This window comes from Entomohabitans teleogrylli (assembly GCF_001484765.1).
GTDB lineage: Bacteria > Pseudomonadota > Gammaproteobacteria > Enterobacterales > Enterobacteriaceae > Entomohabitans > Entomohabitans teleogrylli.
The window spans coordinates 133,893-150,909 of record NZ_KQ947379.1 but is presented as its reverse complement, the minus strand read 5'-3'; the positions used below and the strand labels follow the sequence as shown (position 1 = coordinate 150,909).

The 17,017-nt window shown below is 54.4% G+C and carries 19 protein-coding genes and 1 pseudogene; 8 read left to right on the top strand and 12 right to left on the bottom strand.

Annotated elements, in window-relative coordinates:
* Nucleotides 1-200: 200 nt before the first annotated feature.
* Complete coding sequence (gene ompC, locus AQ981_RS07955; RefSeq protein WP_058911219.1) at nucleotides 201-1,262, bottom strand: porin OmpC; 1,062 nt, start codon at nucleotides 1,260-1,262, stop codon at nucleotides 201-203.
* Nucleotides 1,263-1,748: 486 nt separating this feature from the next.
* Nucleotides 1,749-2,859 (bottom strand): annotated as a pseudogene (ompC, locus tag AQ981_RS07950) (porin OmpC).
* A 677-nt stretch (nucleotides 2,860-3,536) separates the two neighbouring features.
* On the opposite strand from ompC (AQ981_RS07950), the gene drpB reads away from it, so the two are divergent.
* From drpB to AQ981_RS07930, 4 genes are all read left to right on the top strand, one after another.
* A complete protein-coding gene (gene drpB / locus AQ981_RS07945; protein WP_058911218.1) occupies nucleotides 3,537-3,800 on the top strand; it encodes a cell division protein DrpB in 264 nt (87 codons plus the stop codon).
* Nucleotides 3,801-3,835: 35 nt separating this feature from the next.
* Nucleotides 3,836-4,543, top strand: coding sequence for a phosphohydrolase (locus AQ981_RS07940; protein ID WP_058911217.1), 708 nt, complete (start codon nucleotides 3,836-3,838; stop codon nucleotides 4,541-4,543).
* 66 nt (nucleotides 4,544-4,609) lie between these two features.
* On the top strand, nucleotides 4,610-6,001 hold the full coding sequence (dcm, locus tag AQ981_RS07935) for a DNA (cytosine-5-)-methyltransferase (protein WP_082683163.1): 1,392 nt from the start codon (nucleotides 4,610-4,612) through the stop codon (nucleotides 5,999-6,001).
* 14 nt (nucleotides 6,002-6,015) lie between these two features.
* On the top strand, nucleotides 6,016-6,483 hold the full coding sequence (locus AQ981_RS07930; RefSeq protein ID WP_058911216.1) for a very short patch repair endonuclease: 468 nt from the start codon (nucleotides 6,016-6,018) through the stop codon (nucleotides 6,481-6,483).
* A 16-nt stretch (nucleotides 6,484-6,499) separates the two neighbouring features.
* Here AQ981_RS07930 and yedA read toward each other — a convergent pair whose 3' ends face one another.
* Nucleotides 6,500-7,408: a drug/metabolite exporter YedA gene (yedA, locus tag AQ981_RS07925; RefSeq protein ID WP_058911215.1), complete on the bottom strand. Its 909-nt coding sequence runs from the start codon at nucleotides 7,406-7,408 to the stop codon at nucleotides 6,500-6,502.
* Between the two features lie 179 nt (nucleotides 7,409-7,587).
* Here yedA and AQ981_RS07920 point away from each other — a divergent pair, with 179 nt between their 5' ends.
* Together AQ981_RS07920 and AQ981_RS07915 are read left to right on the top strand one after the other, a co-directional pair.
* The gene (locus AQ981_RS07920) at nucleotides 7,588-8,502 is read left to right on the top strand and encodes a DUF808 family protein (protein ID WP_058911214.1); all 915 of its coding nucleotides are present in this window, start codon (nucleotides 7,588-7,590) and stop codon (nucleotides 8,500-8,502) included.
* 80 nt (nucleotides 8,503-8,582) lie between these two features.
* Nucleotides 8,583-8,762, top strand: coding sequence for a YodC family protein (locus AQ981_RS07915; protein ID WP_058911213.1), 180 nt, complete (start codon nucleotides 8,583-8,585; stop codon nucleotides 8,760-8,762).
* Nucleotides 8,763-8,926: 164 nt separating this feature from the next.
* On the opposite strand, the gene AQ981_RS07910 is transcribed toward AQ981_RS07915, so the two are convergent.
* Complete coding sequence (locus AQ981_RS07910; protein ID WP_058911212.1) at nucleotides 8,927-9,316, bottom strand: helix-turn-helix domain-containing protein; 390 nt, start codon at nucleotides 9,314-9,316, stop codon at nucleotides 8,927-8,929.
* A 142-nt stretch (nucleotides 9,317-9,458) separates the two neighbouring features.
* On the opposite strand from AQ981_RS07910, the gene dgcQ reads away from it, so the two are divergent.
* Nucleotides 9,459-11,123: a cellulose biosynthesis regulator diguanylate cyclase DgcQ gene (dgcQ, locus tag AQ981_RS07905; protein ID WP_058911211.1), complete on the top strand. Its 1,665-nt coding sequence runs from the start codon at nucleotides 9,459-9,461 to the stop codon at nucleotides 11,121-11,123.
* A 330-nt stretch (nucleotides 11,124-11,453) separates the two neighbouring features.
* Here dgcQ and yodD read toward each other — a convergent pair whose 3' ends face one another.
* A complete protein-coding gene (gene yodD, locus AQ981_RS07900; RefSeq protein ID WP_058911210.1) occupies nucleotides 11,454-11,687 on the bottom strand; it encodes a YodD family peroxide/acid resistance protein in 234 nt (77 codons plus the stop codon).
* 210 nt (nucleotides 11,688-11,897) lie between these two features.
* Here yodD and dsrB point away from each other — a divergent pair, with 210 nt between their 5' ends.
* On the top strand, nucleotides 11,898-12,086 hold the full coding sequence (gene dsrB / locus AQ981_RS07895; RefSeq protein WP_058911209.1) for a protein DsrB: 189 nt from the start codon (nucleotides 11,898-11,900) through the stop codon (nucleotides 12,084-12,086).
* 29 nt (nucleotides 12,087-12,115) lie between these two features.
* Here dsrB and lpxO read toward each other — a convergent pair whose 3' ends face one another.
* The 7 genes from lpxO to fliM form a co-directional block, all read right to left on the bottom strand.
* The gene (gene lpxO / locus AQ981_RS07890) at nucleotides 12,116-13,024 is read right to left on the bottom strand and encodes a lipid A hydroxylase LpxO (protein WP_058911370.1); all 909 of its coding nucleotides are present in this window, start codon (nucleotides 13,022-13,024) and stop codon (nucleotides 12,116-12,118) included.
* A gap of 390 nt (nucleotides 13,025-13,414) precedes the next feature.
* Nucleotides 13,415-14,203 carry a flagellar biosynthetic protein FliR gene (gene fliR / locus AQ981_RS07885; RefSeq protein WP_058911208.1) on the bottom strand — a complete coding sequence of 263 codons (789 nt, stop codon included), beginning with the start codon at nucleotides 14,201-14,203 and terminating at the stop codon, nucleotides 13,415-13,417.
* Nucleotides 14,204-14,211: 8 nt separating this feature from the next.
* Nucleotides 14,212-14,481: a flagellar biosynthesis protein FliQ gene (fliQ, locus tag AQ981_RS07880; protein ID WP_058911207.1), complete on the bottom strand. Its 270-nt coding sequence runs from the start codon at nucleotides 14,479-14,481 to the stop codon at nucleotides 14,212-14,214.
* Between the two features lie 12 nt (nucleotides 14,482-14,493).
* Entirely contained in the window at nucleotides 14,494-15,231 is a 738-nt protein-coding gene (fliP, locus tag AQ981_RS07875; protein ID WP_121500631.1) for a flagellar type III secretion system pore protein FliP, read from the bottom strand.
* Complete coding sequence (fliO, locus tag AQ981_RS07870; RefSeq protein ID WP_058911205.1) at nucleotides 15,231-15,608, bottom strand: flagellar biosynthetic protein FliO; 378 nt, start codon at nucleotides 15,606-15,608, stop codon at nucleotides 15,231-15,233. Before fliO ends, fliP begins: the two co-directional genes overlap by 1 nt.
* Nucleotides 15,609-15,611: 3 nt before the next feature.
* Nucleotides 15,612-16,019, bottom strand: a complete 408-nt coding sequence (gene fliN, locus AQ981_RS07865) for a flagellar motor switch protein FliN (RefSeq protein WP_058911204.1) — start codon at nucleotides 16,017-16,019, stop codon at nucleotides 15,612-15,614.
* On the bottom strand, nucleotides 16,016-17,017 hold the full coding sequence (gene fliM / locus AQ981_RS07860) for a flagellar motor switch protein FliM (protein WP_058911203.1): 1,002 nt from the start codon (nucleotides 17,015-17,017) through the stop codon (nucleotides 16,016-16,018). Before fliM ends, fliN begins: the two co-directional genes overlap by 4 nt.

Below are 17,017 nucleotides of genomic sequence, written 5' to 3'. Positions count from 1 at the left end.
TTACCACGCTTTACGTCTACGACCCGTATCACACTCATGCCAGCCTGTCGGGCTGAATGCATCCTTTTTAGTCAATAAGAATCTTTCTGAATCTGCCTCAGGGAACGACGCGTGGGCACGGTGGATGTTCGTCACATTTTACTGAAACGAAAAAGGCCGCAGTAAACTGCGGCCCGAGAGTGTTATCAACAACAGTTGACTTAGAACTGATACATCAGGCCCAGCGCAACAACGTCGTCGGTGTTCAGACCGTGTGCTCTGGTGAAGCGGTTGCTGTCCAGCTGGTTGATTTTATAGTCAACAAATGCAGACATGTTTTTGTTGAAGTAGTAGGTTGCGCCGATATCGATGTATTTCATCAGATCTTCGTCACCCCAGCCGCCGTTCAGGTCTTTACCTTTAGACTGCAGATAAGCGATGGACGGACGCAGACCAAAATCGAACTGATACTGAGCAACGACTTCAAAGTTCTGAGCTTTGTTGGCGATGCTGCTGCCATAGGTAGTCATGTTGCGGGTTTCAGCATACAGCGCGGCCAGATAGACGTTGTTGTCGTCGTATTTCAGACCCACGTTCCAGATTTCAGCGTTTTCGCCACGAGCGGAGGAAACAACCTGAGCATCAGTACGGTCAGATTTCGCATAGGACGCACCTACTGCAAAACCTTCGTAGGTGTAGGAAGAAGACATACCCCAGCCGTCACCGTGCTGTTTAGCTACGGTACGGTTACCTTCTTCTCTGCCCTGGTACTGCAGCGCGAAGTTCAGGCCGTCAACCAGACCGAAGAAATCGTTGTTACGGTAGGTTGCCACGCCAGTGGTACGGCCAGTCATAAAGATATCAGTCTGAGTCGTGGTGTCGTTACCGAACTCAGGCAGCATATCGGTCCAGGCGCCAATGTCATAGTTAACACCGAAGTTACGGCCATAGTCGAGAGAACCGTACTCACCAAACTTCAGACCAGCATAAGCCAGACGCGTTTTGTCGCCGGAGGTATCGCCTTCAACGCGGTTACCCTGGAACTGGTATTCCCAGCGGCCATAGCCAACCAGCTGGTCAGCGATCTGGGTTTCGCCTTTAAAGCCCAGACGAACATAGGTCTGATCGCCATCAACACCTTTGTTGTCAGAGAAGTAATGCATGGCTTTAACGCGGCCATACATGTCAAGTTTGTTACCGTCTTTGTTGTATACTTCTGCCGCATTTGCCACGGTTGCAGCCAACATGGACGTTACTGCCACTGCTATCAACTTAATCTTCATTGTTATGTCCTTATTGTTTTTGATTGCTTACGCAATTATTTTCACTGTAACTGTTTATTACATTTACTTACAGCGCCTCATTTTTTATTGAAAATTGCGAATTAATTCAACCTGAAAATGATTTTTTTGTTATCTGGGTTGCATTTTGGGATTTCTCTCCGAAATGTTTCGGAATTTAATCTTAAAAAACAACATGTTGTAACTTGATGTATAAGAAGGATTAATCGATTTTAGCCAGACAGGCTGGTTCGACTGCCCGGGTGGCCAGGGATGAACATCGATATGGAAAATGAAACTGGTTTAAATCTCTTATTTAAGATGAGGTGTGAGTGTTACAGGTAAATGAGTAATGTCATCAGGCACAAATAGCTATTGCGCCATAAAGCATTTGAAAGGGGTAATTAAGCTGATTTTCAGGAGAGATAAACAGGGGCTGCTGGCAGAGATAAAAAAGGCCCGCGAGAGCGGGCCCTGGGGGAAAGGAAATCAGAACTGATATACCAGGCCGATACCTACGACATCGTCGGTAGAAATTCCGTGAGTTTCGTAGGTTTTGTTCTTATCTTCATCCAGCAGGTTGATTTTGTAATCAACATACAAGGACATGTTCTTATTGAAGTAGTAATACGCGCCAATATCAACATATTCTACCAGATCTTTATTATAACCGTTTCCGTCAAGATCTTTGCCTTTTGATTTCAGGTAAGCCAGGGACGGGCGCAGACCGAAATCGAACTGGTACTGGGCAACAATTTCAATGTTCTGGGTTTTATTAGCAATACCGCCCAGAGAGCCAAACGGCGTCATGTTACGCGTTTCAGCGTACATAGTAGCCAGGTAGATGTTATTGTCATCATACTTCAGGCCAACGGTCCAGGCTTCAGCGGTGTCGCCGCCGGCGAAGTACTGGTTGGCATTGCCAGTACGAGTTTGATCGGTGGTGCGGTCAGATGAAGCATAAGCTGCGGAGGCGGCAATCCCCATGCCGAAATCATAGCTGGTGGAGATACCCCAACCGTCGCCATTGGCTTTGCTGCTCTTACGGCCGTTGTTAGTGCCTTCGTTACCGTTGCCCGCGCTTTCATTGTTGCCCTGGTACTGCAGAGCAAAATTCCAGCCGTCTACCAGACCGAAGAAATCGGTGTTACGGTAGGTCAGAACGCCGTTGGCGCGACCAACCATGTAGTTGTCGGCGCTGGTGTAGGTATCGCCACCGAATACCGGCAGCATATCCGTCCAGGCTTCTACGTCATACAGAACGCCGTAGTTACGGCCATAGTCGAGGGAGCCGTATTCAGCCAGCGAAACCAAGACGTGTCCAGGACTGACCGCCCGTTTCAACGCCGTTGGCCTGCATGTTGTATTCCCACCGGCCAAATCCGGTCAGCTCGTCGGAGATCTGTGTTTCGCCTTTAAAACCCAGACGGGCATAAGTTTTATCCCCATCTGCACCTGCGTCATCAGAAAACTGATGACGGGCATCAACCTTACCGTATAAATCCAGTTTGTTGCTATTTTTGTTGTATATTTCTGCCGCGTTAGCAGCCCCAGCGGCTAACAGCGCTGGAATCGCGAGTGCCAGTACTTTTCTTTTCATGAAGCTATTTCCTTATAGTCACTACGACATGGACGGTTTTGTAAAATGTTCTGAAGTTTGAACAAAAATGAAAAACGCGACCGCTTGCAAATCGGATTCTGAATATAAAAGAAGGGCGTAACAAGTTGTTGCTAAATAATTCGGAATGTAACTATATGTTATTTTTATGGTTTGATTTTGAAAATTTCAATTATGAATATATTTGATGTCTTATAAATCAGTGAGAATATTTCTTTTCTTAATGATTAAAAAAGCGCCTGGCTTTTAAAAAACCAGGCGTACCACTCAATGAAGGATGTGATAGAGAAAAGGGTAATAAGTACAACGGGCTAATAACGGCGGAAATTATAGGCGTAAGAGTCTGCCCGGTGAATAAAAAATTATGCAGACAGGTGATTATCAGACAGTGGAGAGGCCATTCATTAATTTATCATGATGAGTCAACCTATTGCATGGTGATTTGATTAGTTTTTCTTATGTATTCGTCTGGTTATTGTGCTGAAGAGGCGAAAAAAACATCACAGTGAGGCGCGCCGCGGGGGAATGGCGAAAAAATAGCACAGTGTAAATTTGTTCCCGATCTGGATTTTCTTGCACTAAAATGTGATTCAAATCACATGAGGGTAAGTGCTGTTGCAGGTAAGCACGTGTTGTTGTGAGAAGGTATGTCTCGAATAATGGATGAAAAAATATCAAGAAATCCCGGTGGGCGCCTGGCGCTGTGGCTGTTTTACGGGTTTTGCGTCTGGTCTCTATGGGTAATGGCGCGTTATTTTTGGGTGGTCAGCAGTATCGACTCCAGTGTCGGCGGGGATATGGGATCGACCTCGGGAAAATGGTTGGGAGCGTTGTTAGGCTTTATGGTGCTCGGATCTGTTGGCGCGCTGTTGGGCTGGCTGGCGTGGTACACTCGGCCGAGAGGAGGCCCGCAGCAAGAGTAATATTCCGTCCTCCCGCATCTTAACCAGGAGGAGCGATGGATAACTGGCCGGTTCGTTTTGAAAACTACCTGCAATCTCAGATCTCTCAATGTGATAAAGCGCATGATGCCGGCCATGCGCGCCGGGTATGGCATACTGCGCAGCAGATAATGTCCGATATGCCTGCCCACCCGCTGGTGGTGGTGGCCGCCTGCTTTTTCCATGACGTGGTAAATCTCCCTAAGAATCACCCGCAGCGCCATCGCGCCTCTTCCCTGGCTGCAGAGAAAACGATAACCATCTTGCGCGACCACTTTCCTGATTATCCGGCGCAACATTATGACGCCGTGTTCCATGCTATTGAGGCCCATAGCTTTAGCGCCGGGATTGTCCCGCGGACCCCGGAGGCCTGCATTGTTCAGGATGCCGATCGTCTGGAGTCGCTTGGCGCCATTGGTCTGGCGAGAATGTTGTTCGTAGCGGCGTCGCTGGGATGCGATATTTTTGAAGGCGGCGATCCGCTGGCGTTGCATCGCGAGCTGGATGATAAACGCTATGCGCTCGATCATTTCCAGACCAAGCTGTTCACCCTGCCGCAAACAATGCGCACCGCCGCGGGTAAACGGTTGGCGATGCACAATGCCAATTACATGGTGCATTTCCTGGCCAAAATTAGCGCTGAATTACAGGGCGAGCCGATGAATCCCGATCCCCGGGTTCTGGAACGCTTTCTGTTCTCGCCAGGCAGGCCAGAAGCGGACTAATTGCCACCAGGCAAGCGCACAGAACTATGGTACTCTGTGGCGACTATTTTTTTATGGGTTGACACGATGTCCGAAGTAAAAATTCCGCAGGCGCCGTCGGCGTCGCAGTTGTTGCACACCTCGCCTCTATCGCAGGTGGAACTGCTGGAAAAAACGCTGGAAATTTACGCGATAACTGGCGTACTACAGGCTCTGCAGAGCCTGGGCGAAAATAAATGGTCGCGGGCGCAGCTACTGCGGGCGGCAGACGGGGCGATAGCTCTGTCGGAAAATGAACGGCGGACGTTGCGGGCGCTGCTGCCGTCGCCGCCGCCTTATTACCCGGATTATCGCTTCCGGTTTATCGATCTGTTCGCCGGTATTGGCGGTATCCGCAGCGGTTTTGAAGCTATTGGCGGGCAGTGCGTTTTTACCAGTGAATGGAATAAATTCGCGGTGCGCACCTATAAAGCCAACTGGTATTGCTCCCCGGAGCACCAGTTTAATGAAGACATCCGCGATGTCACCTTAAGTAATCGCCAGGACGTCAGCGATGATATGGCGATGGCGCACGTTCAGGCGACGCTGCCCGACCATGATGTGCTGCTGGCGGGTTTCCCCTGCCAGCCTTTCTCTCTGGCGGGGGTGTCGAAGAAAAACGCGCTGGGACGGGCGCACGGTTTTGCCTGTGAAACCCAGGGAACGCTGTTTTTTGACGTCGCGCGGATTATCGCCGCAAAACGTCCGGCTATTTTCGTGCTGGAAAACGTTAAGAATCTGAAAAGTCATGATAAAGGCAACACTTTCCGCATCATCATGCAAACCCTCGATCAACTGGGTTATCAGGTGGCGGATGCCGATGTCGCCGGGGCCAATGATCCGAAAATTATTGATGGTCAACATTTCCTCCCGCAGCACCGTGAACGTATCGTACTGGTAGGGTTTCGCCGCGATCTCCAGTTGCATCACGGGTTTACGCTGCGCGATCTACCACAGTTTTATCCAGCCCGACGGCCATCCTTCGGTGAGTTGCTGGACCACGAGGTGGACAGTCGCTATATCCTCACCCCGGTCCTGTGGCGCTACCTTTATCAGTACGCAAAAAAACATCAGGCGAAGGGCAATGGCTTCGGATTTGGGCTGGTGAACCCGCTCAACCCCGACAGCGTGGCGCGTACACTGTCGGCGCGCTATTACAAAGATGGCGCGGAAATCCTGGTCGATCGCGGCTGGGATCGGGAACTGGGTGAGAAGCAGTTTGGCGATCCCGGCAATATGGCGCGTCGTCCGCGTCGCTTAACGCCGCGCGAATGCGCCCGGCTGATGGGATTTGAGGCGCCCGGAGCCAGCCATTTTCGGATCCCGGTTTCGGATACACAGGCCTACCGCCAGTTTGGTAATTCGGTGGTAGTGCCGGCATTTGCCGCCGTGGCCCGGCTGCTGGAAGCGAAAATTCTCCAGGCGGTGCAAAAACGTTAACCGGGGGACAGGAAATGGCGGATGTGCACAGCAAGGCGATTCGCAGTAAAAATATGCGCGCTATCGCCACCCATGACACGGCAATAGAAAAACGCCTCGCCGGGCTGCTCGATCAGATTGGTTTCGAGTGGCGGGCCCAGGATCGGACGCTTGCCGGGCGTCCTGACTTTGTGGTTGATGAATATCGCTGCGTAATTTTTACTCACGGCTGTTTCTGGCATCACCATGATTGCTATTTATTTAAAGTACCGGCGACGCGTACTGAATTCTGGATGAATAAAATTGGCCAGAATGTGGCGCGGGACGAGCGGGATAGTGCCCGGTTACTGGAAGAGGGATGGCGGGTGCTGGTGGTCTGGGAATGCGCGCTACGGGGCAGAGAAAAGCTTGCTGACGCGGCGCTCAGTGAGCGCCTGGAAGAGTGGATTTGCGGCGGCGGCCAGCGGGCGGAGATCGATATTCAGGGGATTCGCCCGCGTTAAGGCCGTGCCGGAGGGATTATTTCTTCAGGGCGCGCGGTTGCCCCTTCGCCGGCAACAGATATTTGCCGAGCGTGACCAGCAGGACGGCGAAGATGATAACCGCAAGCGCCAGCCATTCCACGGTCGACAGGCGCTCACCGCCAAACCCGGTTCCCAGTAATACCGCCACCACCGGGTTGACATAGGCATAGCTGGTCGCCACCGCCGGCGAGACATTGCGAATCAGGTACATATAGGCGTTGATGGCGATAATCGAGCCAAAAACGACCAGATAGCCCACGGCCAGCCATCCCTGCAAATCCGGTGATGCCGCCAGCACATTTTCTCCGCTGAGCAGCGCCGCGACGATCAAAATCACCCCGGCAGCCAGCATCTCAATCGCCCCGGCCATCATCCCCTGCGGCAGCGCAATGCGCGAGCCATACACCGAACCAAACGCCCAGCTCAGGGACCCCACCAGAATCAGTAACGCGCCCCACGGATTTCCGCTGAGGTTACCGCCGCTGTTGAGCATGATAATCCCGCACAGACCGATGGCGATCCCCAGCCACTCAATCCTGCGGGTGGCGATACCGAATAACCGGCTGAAGCACAGGGTGAACAGCGGCACGGTGGCGACCATGACGGCGGCGATGCCTGAAGGCACGTCCTGGTGTTCCGCCACGGTGACCAGGCCATTGCCTACCGCCAGCAACAGGAAGCCGATCAGCGCCGCGTTGAGGATTTGGCGCCGCGGTGGGAGGCGTTCGCCGCGTAGCAGCAAAAAGCCCATCAGCAACAGGCCGGCACACAGAAAGCGCACGCCAGCCATGGTCAGCGGCGGCCAACTGGCGACGCCAAGGCGAATCACGAAATAGGTGGAACCCCAGATGATATACAGCGCAAAAAGTGCGCCAATGAGTGGCAACAGGCGGCCAGGATGCATATTCCCTCGCAACAGCAGTCAGGATCAGGAAGGATAGTTAACGTTAATTTTTGCGAGCTGGCGAGCACTTTACTTCACAGAGAGGTTACAATTTCAGTTGACGGAGTCGACGGGATCAGACTCTGGTTTTTTACACCATACTCAATGTGCAGAAACCAATTCAAAGAAGGAACATTATCTTGGCCGGGAGCAGTTTATTAACTCTACTTGATGATATCGCGACGCTGCTGGACGACATTTCCGTGATGGGCAAACTGGCGGCGAAGAAAACGGCAGGGGTGCTGGGAGATGACTTGTCGCTGAACGCCCAGCAGGTCACCGGAGTACGGGCCAACCGCGAATTGCCGGTGGTCTGGAGTGTGGCTAAAGGGTCGTTTATCAATAAATTGATTCTGGTGCCGCTGGCGTTATTAATCAGCGCATTTATTCCCTGGGCGATTACGCCGTTGCTGATGATTGGCGGCGCGTTCCTGTGCTATGAAGGGGTGGAAAAAGTGCTGCACTCTCTGGCGCAGCGTAAAGAAAAGGTGTCTCCCGAGGCGCGTCAACAGCGGCTTGAGGCGCTGGCGGCCCAGGATCCGCAAGGCTTTGAGCGGGACAAAGTCAAAGGCGCGGTACGGACCGATTTTATTCTGTCGGCGGAAATTGTCGCGATTACCCTTGGCATCGTGTCACAAGCCCCGCTGATGAATCAGATTCTGGTGCTGTCGGGGATCGCCATTCTGGTCACCGTGGGTGTCTACGGCATTGTGGCGGTAATCGTCAAACTGGACGATATGGGCTACTGGCTGGCGGAGAAATCCTCGCGCATCGCTCAGGTGCTGGGGCAGGGATTGCTGGCGCTGGCGCCGAAACTGATGAAGGTGCTGTCAGTGGTAGGGACGCTGGCAATGTTTCTGGTCGGCGGCGGTATTCTGGTCCACGGCGTGGCGCCGGTTCACCATCTGGTGGAGGGGTGGGCGACGCAGAGCGGCGCCTGGGTAGGGGCACTTATCCCCAGCCTGGCTAACGTGGTATTGGGCTTCATTGTCGGCGGTATAGTGCTGCTGGCGGTAACGGGTATTTCGCGGCTGCGAGGAAAAGCGGCGCATTAAAAGGCGTGGTTTTTCCAGGCAAAGGTCGTCATTTTTGACTATAACTGTAGAGGTTTTCACCTCTGATACAGGAGTCAGTTATGGTCTATGTCGTCAGCGATGAAGTCAGGCACAAAAATGGCGGGGAACGCATGATTGTCACCGGATATTCCGGCGGAATGGTGGAATGCCGCTGGTATGACGGGTTTAGCGTGCGGCGTGAAGCGTTTCATGAAGAGGAACTGCTCCCCGGGGAAAAACAGGTGGCCGCGGTGGCCTGAGCGCCATACTCCTGCCAGCCCAAAGATGTGAGTCGCGGGGTTCAGTAATCCCGGCCCCGCAGGCGTAAGCCGGCGGCAGAAAAATCTGCGTGGGCAACATCCAATCTCTCTCTGCTGTGCTGCCATCCCGGCAGTTGAAGCCCGGTCATTTGGCCGGGCTTTATCTATGCAACGCGCAGTAATTCGGGCGTCAGCGGGGGAGTTAGCGGTAGCGCGAGATGCGGATTCTGGCGGCAGGCCTGCGGGGTAATGCCGAAGTATTTGCGAAAAAGCGTGGCGAACTGCGACTGGGAGTTAAAACCATAATCCACCGCGATATCGAGGATCCGCTGGTCGGTGGTGCGCAGGCGTTTCACCGCCTCGGTGAGTTTTCGTTCGCGGATATAGCGTCCGATGGCGATACCCGTCGTGGTACGAAAAATGGTTTGCATATACCACACCGAAAACCCGGAAACGGCGGCCAGTTCCGGGAGTGCAATGCCGCTGTCGAGGTGATCTTCGATCCATTCAGCAAGGGCGATAACCAGATGTTCGTGCGGGGTCTGATCGGTCACAGCGGATTCCTGGTAATAAATGGCATTCTGGGTTATTTGTTTATTTTATGCATAATTATCATTTATATGTCATGGGTAATCAGATTGCTCCTTAGCGTGGCAGCAAAGCGCTGTCGTTAACCAGCAACCCGGGAGTGTGGTAGTGCCTGAACAACTTTTCCAGTTTAAATTCCGCCGTGTTAAAAATCCGCAGCGAGTAGTAAACGTCTGTTTTATGATGGTGCTGGCGTTTTCAACGTTGCTGACCTGGCGTGAAGTGGCGGTGCTGGAAGAGGCCTATGCCGCCAGCCAGCGCAATAGCCTGGAAAATATCGCCACTGCTCTCGATCGCCAGTTGCAGCACAGCATCGACAATCTGCTGTTTTACCGCAACGTCATGCATTATGCTCTCCAGACGCCCATTTCAACAGATAAATCGCGCCGTGCTCTGGCGCAATTTGACGAACGCCGGGTACTGCCCTCCTGGCAACTGCTGCTGGATTTTAACCGCAGTATCCCGATTAACGGCGTCTCCGATGCGCTGGTCTCCCACTACCCGCTACTGGCGCGCGATCCCGACTATCTGCATAACGAAATCAGCGCGGCGCTGGAATTTAGCTACATCATGCAACTGTCCGACTACACGATGGACCTGCAGCGCCGGACGTTCTATACCTCTCGGGCCGGTTTCTACCTGACCAGCACGCCCACTGCCGACGATCCGCAGATCATTTCCCGCTATGAGCGGCTGGTGAAGCGGCCCTATTTTGCCGAACACGCCTGGCAGAATAACCGCGCCAGGGGGATTTTATGGAATCATAGCTGGGATCCGCGCAGTTCGGACGATCAGGTGATCACTGCCAGTGTGCCGCTGGATTACCAGCAGCGCTGGTACGGTGTACTGGGGATGGATTTCACCATGCGCTCTATGCGCCGTTTCCTGGTGGAAGCCATGCATGAGGATCGCGAAGGGACGGTATTGCTGTACGACAACCGCTTTAACATTATTGCCTCCAGTGACGACGCGCTGCCGGTCTCATCGCTGTTTAGCGCCGCTCAGCGCGCGGAGATTGCGTCTTCCATGGAACAGGCTAATCAGGGAGAGTTGCGGTTTGACAGTCGCTTTGTCACCTGGGCAAGGCTGCATAACTTCAGCGGCGTGTTAATCAAAATTCATACCCTGCAGGAAGGGGTACATGGCGAATTTGGCCGAATCAGTATTGTGCTGGCGATGCTCTGGCTGTTATCCACCGGAATGCTCATCGCCTGCTGGCTGGTGGTCAGAAGGCTGGTCGCCGGCATGATGAATCTGCAAAGCGCCCTTAGCTGGCGTGCGAACTATGACGCGCTGACCCGTTTATTGAATCGCGGGGCGTTTTTTGACCGCGCCCACCGGATCTCCCGCGATTGTGCGGCGCGCGGCGAAGCGTTTTCGGTGATCCAGCTCGATCTCGATCACTTCAAAAACGTGAATGACAACTATGGCCATGACGCCGGCGACAAAGTGCTGGCCCATGCCGCCGCGCTGATTAGTCAGGCGTTGCGGGGGCAGGATATCGCGGGCCGGGTGGGCGGAGAAGAGTTTGCAGTGCTGCTGCCGGGGGCGACGCTGGCGGATGCCCGGCGTATTGCCGAACGTATTCGGCTGCGGATTCACAATAAAGAGCTGCTGGTGAAGCCGGGGACCACACTGCGGCTGAGCGCTTCATTTGGCGTCAGTAGCGCTCAGGAGCAGGGGGACTATGATTTCGAACGTTTACAGTCGCTGGCCGATGAGCGGTTGTATAAAGCCAAGACCGGCGGCCGTAACCGGGTCGTGGCGTCCTGATGGTCTGCGTAGGAATGTGGTCTATGGAACAGTGGATATTTCTGCTCATCTGACCAGATATTTAAGTTAAATGTTGTCCAGGACTATTCTTAAAGTATATTTGTCCGCCAGATGAAAAAAATTCCGGATAACCCGCGTGGAGAAAGGTATCAGAGAAACCGGGGTTTAAAAAAAGAACGATTAAGAATTTTCATATGAGAAATATGTTCTTGTACCGCAAAATGTTTGACGATAAGGTCTTAGCTACATCGGATTTCCTGATGTAACGAATTTTTTGAGTGCTTTTTGCAATAGCAAATTCCATCCCCGCTTCGGCGGGGATGCTTTTATTCAGCGATTGATCTCGCCAACGCTGAAGTCATGAATATCCAGTTCGAACGCTTCCGCCAGTTCGCTGTAGGTGTGAAATTCCCGACCATCAATACTCACCCGGTGAGGATAGTCCGGGGTCTGCCCATGGCGAATATCGCCTTCGCAGATTTCGTTGATTGCCGCCAGCAGCGCATCGACGTCGACATCCACCTCGCGGTGCGCCGTCTCGCTATAGACTTTCGCCATCTTCATGATTTCTGCCTCTGGTTGTTTACCCCACCTTTAAGTATATACACAAAGTCATGTCGCAAGCGGCGGCGCGGTCCCGGACGTTGGTCGGGGACCGCCTGGGCGGCTGGTAAAGCGGGCGGGCGGTGAATAAACCGGCGACCAGCCGCGAGGCTGCTGCCCGGCAGGTGGTTTTGGGCTACACTACTTTCAGTAGTAGACACAGGGGGTTATATGAATATCAACGATCGGGTGACAGTCAAGACCGATGGCGGGCCGCGTCGGGCCGGAGTGGTTCTGGCAAAAGAGGAGTTCAGCGAAGGGACGATGTATCTGGTGTCCCTTGAAGACTACCCGATGGGCATCTGGTTTTTTAATGAGACGGGCCACCCGGACGGGATTTTTGTTGAAAAAGTCGAGTAAATAGCGCCCCGCCGCGGCGGGACGCGATATTACATGATGCCGGAAATAATGATGGCGGCGAAGATGGCGATAATGATCAGGTACTTCAGTCCATAATAAAGCCGACGGTTGCGCTTTTTCAGGCGCTGTCCGGCGTCGCGCAGCGCATTGACGTATTTAAAAATCCGGTTAATTGCCCCGGTGCGGTCGTTGTCGTCATTAGGTGAACTGGCGGCTGCCATCAGCGTTGCCCCAGTCCACTGATTAACCCGCTGCGCCCAGCGCCATTTCATCGGCCGTTCAATATCGCAAAACAGGATAATCCGCGTGTGGTCGGTTTTATTCTGCGCCCAGTGTACATAGGTTTCATCAAACAATACTGCTTCCCCGTCGCGCCAGCTGTGGCGCTGTCCGTCGACTTCAATAAAGCAGCGATCGTCATTGGGGGTCGCCAGCCCGAGATGATAGCGCACCGAGCCGGCATACGGATCGCGATGTTTTCCCAGATGCGCGCCGGGCGGGAGTTCAGCAAACATCGCCGCCTTAATGGAGGGGATCTCGCTGACCAGGCGGGTGGTTTCCGGGCACAGGACTTGCGCCGAAGGGTGGGCGTCGCCGTACCATTTCAGATAAAAGCGCTTCCAGCCGCGTTTAAAAAAAGTGTTAAAGCCAGCGTCATTGTGCGCCTGCGCGGCTTTAATATGATCCTGGAGGCGCAATGCTTCTTCACGGATCACCGGCCAGCTGTCGCTGAGTTTTTGCAGTTCCGGAAAGGTATCAGTATCAAAAAAGGGTTGTCTGGTCGGCAGGCGCGAAAACCCGGTCATAAACATATTAACCGGCGCCATAAATGTCGAATGGTCAAATAGCTGGCGGGAAAACTTCTGTTTTTCCACGCCCCGGGAATGTGCGTAAATAACGCTGATAATAAAAGTAGCGATGATAATGGCGGCAACCATGAGCTTTTTTTCTCCATTGTCTTTACGGGCCATAGTGAACTGCCGATATATCCGTGTTACAGCCTGCCGATTGTGCGGTGACGCGGAATTTCCGCTCTTCCGGGCGCGACAGAAGCGGGTCTCCGGGGAAGCGGTTATATTTTATCGGCTCTCTGAATGATACTGGTCATATTATAATATCCGGTTGGAATGTTGTTTAATAACTGTTAAACAAAAAGGCATTTATAGTGAAAGCACTTCCACGAGTGGCGCAAAAATAACCAACAATGGAAGCCGGGCTAGTCAGATATCCCGATAAAAATCCCTGAAAAGAGTGCTTAAATAACGCCGCGCCATTGTGCAGGAGAACCGTTAAATAGCGTGATGGGGGAGCCAGACGTATTCCGGCCGCTATGGAGACGGCATGTGGTGGAGTATTTCTGCCAGAAGATCGAATAGTTCGCTGAATACCCGTTCACTCCACGGGGCCAGCAGCGGCATTAGCGCGGCCATCACCATAATCCCGACGGTCAGCGTCAGTGGAAAGCCAATAACAAATACCGACAACTGAGGCGCCATACGGTTAAGTAGTCCCAGCGCCAGATTCAGAGCCAGCAGCAGCGTCACCAGCGGCAGAGCCAGCATCAGCCCATTAAGGAACACCAGCCCGCCGGCGTCAGCCAGCGCCCGGAAGATATTACGGTCTATGGCGAGCTGGCCTACCGGCAGAGTATGAAAGGTGTCCACCAGCAGCGACAACAGCCACAGGTGGCCGTTGAAGGTCAGAAAAAGTAACATGACCAGCAGATCCAGCAGTCGCGCCAGTACTGGCATATTCAGCCGGCTACCAGGGTCAAAAAAGGTGGCGAAAGACAGTCCCATCTGCAGCCCGATGGTTTCCCCCGCCAGGCGCGCCGCGGCGAACGCCAGTTGCAGGGTAAATCCCAGCAGGGTGCCAATCAGCAGTTGCTGCACAATCAGCCCGGCGGCGCCGATGGAGAACAGAGGAACCTGCGGCGCGGGCGGCAGTACCGGGGCGATGGCGACGGTAATCACCAGCGCCAGCCCCAGCTTTACCCGCTTTGGAACCTGCCTTTCGCTGAGCAGCGGCGCTGTGGCAATCAGCGCCAGAATACGTAAGAAAGGCCAGAAGCCGAGATTGAGCCAGTACATCCATTGCTGACTGGTAAACTGCAGCATCCGCCAGCCTAACCGATCATTGCCGGTATAGTGCTGAACAGGGTGCGCACATAGTCCAGCAACAGGTTGAGCATCCACGGGCCAGCCACCACCAGAGCAGCGAAAACCGCGACAATTTTCGGGATAAATGACAGGGTCATTTCATTTATCTGGGTCGCCGCCTGTAACATACTGATGATAAGCCCTGTCACGAGCGCCACCAGCAGCAGAGGGGCGGCCAGCGCCAGCGCTACTTTCATCGCTTCGGTGCCGAGCATCATGACCGATTCCGGCGTCATCACTTACCTCCGTCAGCTATAGAAACTCTGGGCCAGCGAACCGATCAGCAACTGCCAGCCATCCACCAGCACAAACAGCATCAGTTTGAACGGCAGCGCAATGGTGGCCGGCGGTACCATCATCATCCCCAGCGCCATCAGTACGCTGGCGACCACCAGATCGATAATTAAAAAAGGGATAAAAATGGTAAAGCCGATCTGAAAAGCGGTTTTTAATTCACTGGTCACGTAGGCCGGCAGCAAAATGCGCATTGGCACCGCTTCGGGGCCGGCGATGGGCGGCGTTCTGGCGAGTCTGGCGAACAGCGCCAGATCGGTCTCCCGGGTCTGGCCGAGCATAAATTCGCGCAGCGGTTGGGCGCCGCGTTGCAGGGCCTCCTGCAGCGCGATTTTATCTTCGGTGAACGGGCGCCAGGCGCTACTGTGAATCTTATCCACCACTGGCGACATAATGAAAAATGTCAGAAACAGCGCCAGTCCCACCAGCACCTGATTGGGTGGCGCGGAAGGCGTACCCAGCGCGTTGCGCAGCAGGCCAAAGACAATAATGATGCGCGTGAAGCTGGTCATCATTAACAGTAGCGCCGGCAGGAAGGTCAGCGAGGTGATAAATACCAGCGTCTGGACCGGCAGCGACCAGCTCTGGCCGCCATTGGCCAGCGGCTGGCTGATAATTCCCGGCAACTGCGCCTGTAGCGGCGGGGCGATGCCGAGCAGCAGCAGGGCGGCGAATATCCGGTAGTAGCGCATCATGCGCTTCCCCCGTCGCGCTGCCGCAGGGCGCGCATCATCTGGCGGAAATTTCCGGGCGTTTGGTTATCCGCCGGCACCGTCTGTTCCGCCGCCGGGAGAGTATGCAGATGGGTGATCTGACTGGCGGTGACCCCCAGTACCAGGCGGGCGTTTTCCACCGCGACGATCACCACCTTTTCGCGCTGGCCGACGCTGACGCTGGCGCAGATATTCAGTTCGCCGTGCCGCGAGCGCGGCTGCGCCAGTCCGTAGCGCCGCGCCAGCCAGGCGGCGCCGAGGATCACCAGTACAATCAGGCACAGGGCGCCGCTGACCTGAATCAGGGTGGCGGAAAGGGTTGGCGCGGCGGCGCTAATCGTGGCGCTACTGGTCATCGGTTAACGGCTCAGGCGACGCATACGTTCGGAAGGGGTAATAATGTCGGTAATGCGTACCCCATATTTATCCGCCACCACCACCACTTCCCCCTGGGCTATCAGGTAACCGTTAATCAGGATATCGAGCGGTTCTCCCGCCAGACCGTCCAGCGCCACGACGGTTCCCTGGGTCAAACGCAGCAGCTCTTTAATCGTCATGCGCGTGCGTCCCAGCTCCACGGTCAATTTGACCGGGATATCCATGATCACATTGATATCCTGCAGCGACGCGGCGGCTTCGCCGGCATCGAGCTGGCGAAAAACCGTCTCCGCGCCGCTGGTGGCGTTCTTCTGCTCGTTCAGCGCTTCAGCCCACAGATCGTCCGCTGCATCGCTGCGATCGTCAGACGGTTGGTTGATATCGCTCATTTGGGCTGTTCCTCATTCAGGGCGTTCAGTATTGGGTTAATCAGATGCTCAACGCGCAGCGCGTACTGGCCATTGAGCGTACCGTACTGGCTGGTTAGCACCGGTACGCCATCCACGTGGGCGATAATGCGCTCGGGTTTGTCGACCGGCAGGATGTCGCCGGGCTTCAGCTTCAGGATCTGCGACAGCCGCAGCGGGATATCGACAAAGGTGGCGATCAGCTCCAGTTCGGATTGCTGCACCTGGCGCACCAGCGTGTCGCGCCAGTGCTGGTCTTCGTGGCGTGAGTTCTCCAGCGGCGGATTGACCAGCACCTCGCGCAGCGGCTCAATCATGCTGAACGGCAGGCAGATATTGAATTCCCCGGCCAGATTACCGATCTCGATGTGAAAGGTGGTATTAACGACAATGTCGTTGGGCGAGGTGGTGATATTGGTGAATTTCACCTGCATCTCTGAGCGGACGTATTCCACCTCGAGCGGGTGAATTGCCTTCCAGGCATCGCTGTAGGCGTCGAGCGCCAGCTTCAGCATGCGGTTAATCACCCGCTGTTCAGTATGGGTGAATTCGCGCCCCTCAACCCGGGTAGGGAAGCGCCCGTCGCCGCCGAACAGGTTATCGACGGCGATAAATACCAGACCGGGGGAGAACACGAACAGTCCGGTGCCGCGCAGCGGCTTAAGATGCACCAGATTCAGGTTGGTGGGCACCGGCAGATTGCGGGCAAACTCATGGTACGGCTGAATGCCGATCGCGCCGACAGTGATGTCCGGACTGCGGCGCAGCAAATTAAAGAGTCCCATCCGGAACTGGCGGGCAAAGCGTTCGTTAATGATTTCCAGCGCCTGCAACCGTTCGCGCACCGCCCGGCGCTGCGTGGTGGGATCGTAGGGGCGCACGTCGTCGGCGGGTATGCTGCTGCGCGGCTCGGCCCGATCGTCGCTCTCGCCATTGAGCAGCGCGTCAATTTCGGCCTGGGAAAGGATATTGTCGCCCAT

Excerpts from the sequence above, each read along its gene's own strand:
- lpxO (WP_058911370.1), bottom strand. The coding sequence starts at position 13,024 with ATGGTTGCCGCCATTATCATCGCTACTTTTATTATCAGCGTTATTTAC.
- fliQ (WP_058911207.1), bottom strand. The coding sequence starts at position 14,481 with ATGACGCCGGAATCGGTCATGATGCTCGGCACCGAAGCGATGAAAGTA.
- ompC (WP_058911219.1), bottom strand. The coding sequence starts at position 1,262 with ATGAAGATTAAGTTGATAGCAGTGGCAGTAACGTCCATGTTGGCTGCA.
- AQ981_RS07930 (WP_058911216.1), top strand. The coding sequence starts at position 6,016 with ATGGCGGATGTGCACAGCAAGGCGATTCGCAGTAAAAATATGCGCGCT.
- drpB (WP_058911218.1), top strand. The coding sequence starts at position 3,537 with ATGGATGAAAAAATATCAAGAAATCCCGGTGGGCGCCTGGCGCTGTGG.
- fliR (WP_058911208.1), bottom strand. The coding sequence starts at position 14,203 with ATGCTGCAGTTTACCAGTCAGCAATGGATGTACTGGCTCAATCTCGGC.
- AQ981_RS07940 (WP_058911217.1), top strand. The coding sequence starts at position 3,836 with ATGGATAACTGGCCGGTTCGTTTTGAAAACTACCTGCAATCTCAGATC.
- dsrB (WP_058911209.1), top strand. The coding sequence starts at position 11,898 with ATGAATATCAACGATCGGGTGACAGTCAAGACCGATGGCGGGCCGCGT.
- fliP (WP_121500631.1), bottom strand. The coding sequence starts at position 15,231 with ATGCGCTACTACCGGATATTCGCCGCCCTGCTGCTGCTCGGCATCGCC.
- yodD (WP_058911210.1), bottom strand. The coding sequence starts at position 11,687 with ATGAAGATGGCGAAAGTCTATAGCGAGACGGCGCACCGCGAGGTGGAT.
- dcm (WP_082683163.1), top strand. The coding sequence starts at position 4,610 with ATGTCCGAAGTAAAAATTCCGCAGGCGCCGTCGGCGTCGCAGTTGTTG.
- fliO (WP_058911205.1), bottom strand. The coding sequence starts at position 15,608 with ATGACCAGTAGCGCCACGATTAGCGCCGCCGCGCCAACCCTTTCCGCC.
- fliM (WP_058911203.1), bottom strand. The coding sequence starts at position 17,017 with ATGGGCGACAATATCCTTTCCCAGGCCGAAATTGACGCGCTGCTCAAT.
- yedA (WP_058911215.1), bottom strand. The coding sequence starts at position 7,408 with ATGCATCCTGGCCGCCTGTTGCCACTCATTGGCGCACTTTTTGCGCTG.
- fliN (WP_058911204.1), bottom strand. The coding sequence starts at position 16,019 with ATGAGCGATATCAACCAACCGTCTGACGATCGCAGCGATGCAGCGGAC.
- AQ981_RS07915 (WP_058911213.1), top strand. The coding sequence starts at position 8,583 with ATGGTCTATGTCGTCAGCGATGAAGTCAGGCACAAAAATGGCGGGGAA.